The sequence below is a fragment of the Synechococcus sp. R60.1 genome (assembly GCF_047461835.1).
Classification (GTDB): domain Bacteria; phylum Cyanobacteriota; class Cyanobacteriia; order Thermostichales; family Thermostichaceae; genus Thermostichus.
On sequence record NZ_JANSIA010000137.1, the window covers coordinates 1 to 4,567 of the forward strand.

Annotated in this window: 5 protein-coding genes and 1 pseudogene; 3 read left to right on the forward strand and 3 right to left on the reverse strand. The window is 55.8% G+C overall.

Annotated features, from left to right (window positions below):
* Positions 1-216 (forward strand): annotated as a pseudogene (locus NW834_RS13330) (RNA-guided endonuclease TnpB family protein); the annotation flags it as partial.
* Between the two features lie 69 nt (positions 217-285).
* On the opposite strand, the gene NW834_RS13335 reads toward NW834_RS13330, so the two are convergent.
* The 3 genes from NW834_RS13335 to NW834_RS13345 form a co-directional block, all read right to left on the reverse strand.
* Positions 286-720 (reverse strand): DUF29 domain-containing protein, encoded by a 435-nt coding sequence (locus NW834_RS13335; RefSeq protein WP_011433505.1) that lies wholly within the window; start codon positions 718-720, stop codon positions 286-288.
* Between the two features lie 355 nt (positions 721-1,075).
* Complete coding sequence (locus NW834_RS13340) at positions 1,076-2,143, reverse strand: permease (protein ID WP_414419261.1); 1,068 nt, start codon at positions 2,141-2,143, stop codon at positions 1,076-1,078.
* Between the two features lie 67 nt (positions 2,144-2,210).
* Entirely contained in the window at positions 2,211-3,347 is a 1,137-nt protein-coding gene (locus NW834_RS13345) for a citrate synthase (protein WP_414330694.1), read from the reverse strand.
* 349 nt (positions 3,348-3,696) lie between these two features.
* Between NW834_RS13345 and NW834_RS13350 the strand changes: the two genes are divergently transcribed.
* Both NW834_RS13350 and NW834_RS13355 read left to right on the forward strand, forming a co-directional pair.
* Complete coding sequence (locus tag NW834_RS13350; RefSeq protein ID WP_414341729.1) at positions 3,697-4,188, forward strand: hypothetical protein; 492 nt, start codon at positions 3,697-3,699, stop codon at positions 4,186-4,188.
* Positions 4,142-4,432, forward strand: coding sequence for a hypothetical protein (locus NW834_RS13355; protein WP_148202743.1), 291 nt, complete (start codon positions 4,142-4,144; stop codon positions 4,430-4,432). The genes NW834_RS13350 and NW834_RS13355 overlap by 47 nt, the downstream gene beginning before the upstream one ends.
* Positions 4,433-4,567: the final 135 nt, after the last annotated feature.

The following is a 4,567-nucleotide window of genomic DNA, read 5'->3' on the forward strand; positions in this document are numbered from 1 at the left end:
TTGCACATTCATCCCGACCCTGCGCAATCCTATCGCAGTGGTAAGTCGTTCAAGTGTGGGCACTGTGGATGGGAAGGAGATGCGGACTTGAATGGTGCAAACGTAATTGCGCTCTTGGGGGCTGCCGTAAACCAGCCTAGAGGTTCGGGCCTGTTTTGTTCTCTGGTAGAGCAGAGCAGGCTCAGGGCTACTGAAAGCCCGCTCGGTACCGCTTAGCGGTCGGAGCCGGGTAGTTTACTACTGTGGGAATGCTGTCCACCGTTAAATGCTTTGTGGTGTGGACTGTCAAACTTCCGGCAGCCAGTCCTCTGCAAGCACCAACTCTGGAGAGTAGGGACAGACATCTGGAAATGTCGAGATTTCTATCCCCGTTTGCCTGGCTGCTTGGCGGCGCGCCCGTTGATAACTCTCTTCAAGTTGCTCTACCAGATAACCTTTTAGGCTAGGGCTATCTTCTATGGCCAATCCGATTTGGGTTCGCGCATCTGTAATGGAATCTAGCCAGCTATCTGAACGGCGCTGAGGTTGATATTGCCACTTGAGTAGATGCAGCAGAAGGCGAGTTAATTGACTGGTAATCCCTCGTCGTTCGCTCTTACCCAAATTCTCAACCTCTTCAATTAAGTGTGTTAGGTCAATTTCATGCCAGCGCCTTTCCCGCAATAGCCGGGTTGTTCGGTCAATCCACAAGTTAAAGTCTGTCGAGTATAGATTGCTCATAGCTTTGTCCTGCTGAAAAATAGGGTCGCGATAATTATGAAATCCAGACTACGTCCTTCTTGAGTTTACTACAATAAAACCTGTAACACCTGAGTTCTCAACCGTCTGGGAGCAGAGTCCTCTGGTGACAAACCTTATCCAGGCAACTCTTTCTATAGTCATTTCGATTTAAAGCAGGACACTGCACCCACACTTGAAGTGCACCGAGCCGGAAGGCTTTTCAAGGACTCCGTCCCGCTGGCGCGATCAGGGGCCCAGGCGTCTTACCCTAAACTGAAGCAACTATATTTGACGAATATTTGACGGAGAGTGGATGGAGAGGGTGTCCCTGTGGAGAAAGGTTCAAACAAACGCTTTAACTGCCATAGTAGTTGATGGCTAAAGCTCCCACCAGAGTAAGCTGAAAGACCAAGATCACGAAGTAGAAAATGGCGCGGGGCTTGAACAGAGTGAGCATCAAGCCTATGGCTTTCAAGTCTACTATCGGCCCAAACACCATAAAAGCTAACAGGGATCCCGGCGTGAAGGTGGCGGCAAAGGAGAGGGCGAAAAAGGCATCCACCGTCGAGCAGATGGAGATGATCCCGGCCAGGGCCATCATGATCAGGATTGAGAGCAATGCATCTTGGCCATAATCCAGCACAAACGAACGCGGGATCACCGTTTGAATCAGGGCCGCCATCGCCGAGCCCAAGATGAGCACGGATCCCAATTCGCGGATCTCCCTGGCCCAGGTCTGCAGCAGGAGAACTCCTTTTTGTCCCCTGGAGGGAGAAGGCGCAGCGGCCAGAGCAGAGCGATACACATCTTCAGCCGTTTGTAAAGTGGCCAGGGATCCGCCAGAGGCCCCTTGAGCAGGGCTCTGGGATCCAATCCAGAAGGTGCCCCCCTGCAACAACGGCGAGCGGGAGATGTTCTTCGGATCAGCTTCTTGGGAGCGATTGCGCTGCAGCTCCCGCCAGACTGACGGCTGCAACAGAGGCTGGAAATCCTTTTGCAGGCTGAAGATCAAGCCGACGACAACCGCAATGCCGAAGGAAAAGAGAACTCGGTAGATCACCAGCTCCGGCATGGAGCGAAAGGCAATCCAAGTGGAAAAGATCACCACCGGGTTAAACACCGGCGCCGCCAACAGAAAGGCCACCGCCACGTGGGGTGGGATCCCTTTGATCACCAGTTGACGGGCCACCGGCAGGTTGCCGCACTCGCACACCGGGAAAAAGAATCCTAAAGCGCCACCGGCCACCGCGCTGCCGATTTTGCCTTTGGGCAGGAAACGGGCCAACTGGGATCCCTCGACAAACACCGCCAGCAGCCCCGATAGAAACACCCCTAGCAGCAAAAATGGCATTGCCTGCACCACAAGGCTCAGAAACAGGGTGAACCCGTCTCGCCAAAGGGGAGAGTCTAAAAGGCTCAACACACCGCCTCACGCACAATTTGGGCCTTACTGAGTTTGGATCCCGGCCCAGCGCCCTGTCAAACGGCTCTCAACCCCGCTCTTCTATAGGGATGTAGCGTTGCTGGCGTTCACCTGTGTACACCTGGGTGGGTCGGAAAAGCCGATTATCGGACAACTGCTCCCGCCAATGGGCCAGCCAACCCGCCGCTCGGGCAATGGCAAACACCGGTGTAAACAAATCTTCTGGGATCCCCAGCTTGGCGTAGACCAACCCTGAGTAGAAGTCCACATTCGGGTAGATCCCCTTCGGCCCTAGCAACTCCTCGCACACCCGTTCCACTTCCAGGGCGATGTCGTAGTACTTGTCGTGGCCGTAGCGCTCAAACAGCTCCTCAGCCAGCCGCTGCAGGATGGTGGCCCGTGGATCCTTCACCTTGTAGACTCGGTGCCCCATGCCCATGATGCGCTGTTTTTTGGCCAGTTTCTCCTCGATAAACGAGCGCACATTTTCCACCGAGCCAATTTGCCGCAGCAGCATCATCACCTGTTGGTTGGCCCCCCCGTGCAACAGCCCCGAAAGGGTACCCACCGCCGTGGCCAGGCTGCTGTAAGGGTTAGCCAGCGTGGAAGCGCTCACCAGAAGGGCAAACGTGGAGGCATTGACCGTGTGCTCGGCGTGCAGGATCAGGCAGATGTCAAAAATGCGGGCCAACCAGGGATCCGGCTTCTTGCCCGAGAGCATGTACAGAAAGTTGGAAGCGTGATCCAGACTATCGTCCGGGGGAATGGGATCATTGCCCTGTCGCATCTGGTGGAACATGGCCACCATGGTCGGCAGCTTGGAGAGCAAGCGGGTGACGGTGCCGAATACATAGTCGGGATCCATCTCCCGCAGCGGGTAAAACAGCCCCAAGCCCGCCACACAGGTTTGCAGAGCATCCATCGGGTGGCCCGACTCCGGAAACGACTTGATCATGTCGCGGATGCGGTATTTCACCCGTCGATGACTGCGGATTGCCTGATCAAAGTTGTCCAGCTCCGATTGGGTCGGCAGCTTTCCAAAGATCAGCAAGTAGGCTGTCTCCAGAAAGGTACTGTGGGCGGTCAATTCCTCGATGGGGATGCCCCGATATTCCAAGATCCCCGCCTGGCCATCCACAAAACTAATGTTGGAGCGTGTGGCCGGAACGCCTTCCAAGCCTGGTCTGTATTCGCCATCCGCCATGGTCGGATCCTTAGAGCAAGTATTTCCTAGATAATGATGAATCAATAATGATGAATCAATAATGATGAATCAAGGGTTGCCAAAGGTGCCTGGAACCCAACCCCTTGCTCCCCTCGGGCAGTACTGACCCCGCTTCGCTACAGTAAAGCAAATTTTGGATCCCTGTAGCCAAATGCTGCCCCTGTCATCCTTCACAGAGAGCTGGGCTGGGATCCGCCTTCTATCTTGCAACAGCTCCCGCTGCCCGACGCAAAAATTGTTGCTATGGTGAGAACTGCGCCCGGCTTGAGGGATCTTGGCGCCTGCCGGAGCCGTGAAAGTTCGCTCCCCCGCTTGGAGATCGGCATCGATGTCGGATACTGCTCAAACTCACCTTGGCTCCAGCCCAGTGCAAGGACTGGAGTACGTGGTGCTGGGAGTGGCCACTTGCTTCCAGCAGGATCAGGAAGGTCGCCTGGTAGAGGTTTTGGTGGCCGAGCCGGTGCCTGCTGCCGATTTGGACTGCCTGGCCCAAGAACGCCGCAGCACTTCCTATGTTCTCCTCTACGCCACAACCTACGCCGAGATCGTGAACAACGGGATCCCAACTTTGCCTGCCGATGTTTTCCCGCCAGGGGTGTTGTTGGGAGAAGACTTCGTGGAACGGGTGCAGGCAGCGGCCCGCACCTATCGCAGCAAGCCCCAGTTTCGCCATATCCCCCTGCACCAAACCTGCACTCCAGAGCGGGGGGTGTTTAAGCTCAATCACAGCGTTGAGCCCCGACGGATCCTCAACGCGGTTGTGGAGGTGAAGGATGCCGACAACATCAAACAGCACCCCCACACCCATCAACGGCTCTGACTCACTGGGCTGTACGGGTCAGACGTGCCCTGGAAAGCAGGTTGAACCGCCACTCTGGGCTAGGCTTCGGGATCCCTCTACCCTTCTGGAGCAGGTACGCAGCGGTCAGGTTTGGCTGGTTAAGGGAATGGGATCCCATGGGCTGTTGCTGGAGAAAGCTCATATTGTCGAGCTGCTGGAGTTTGGTGCAGCCGTTGGCCTGGCCATCGATCGCGATTGCCGAGCGGTTTTGCCGATCGCGTAAGCGGGACGGAGTCCTTTTGGCCAAGTGTATCTGCAGGCCCCTGCCACTTTTTTGGAGCGTCAGCTAGAAATCGCAGGAGCCCCGCACTGTACCCGTAGGGTCAGTGCCGGGAGGAATGCGCTTTGATGAAGTACA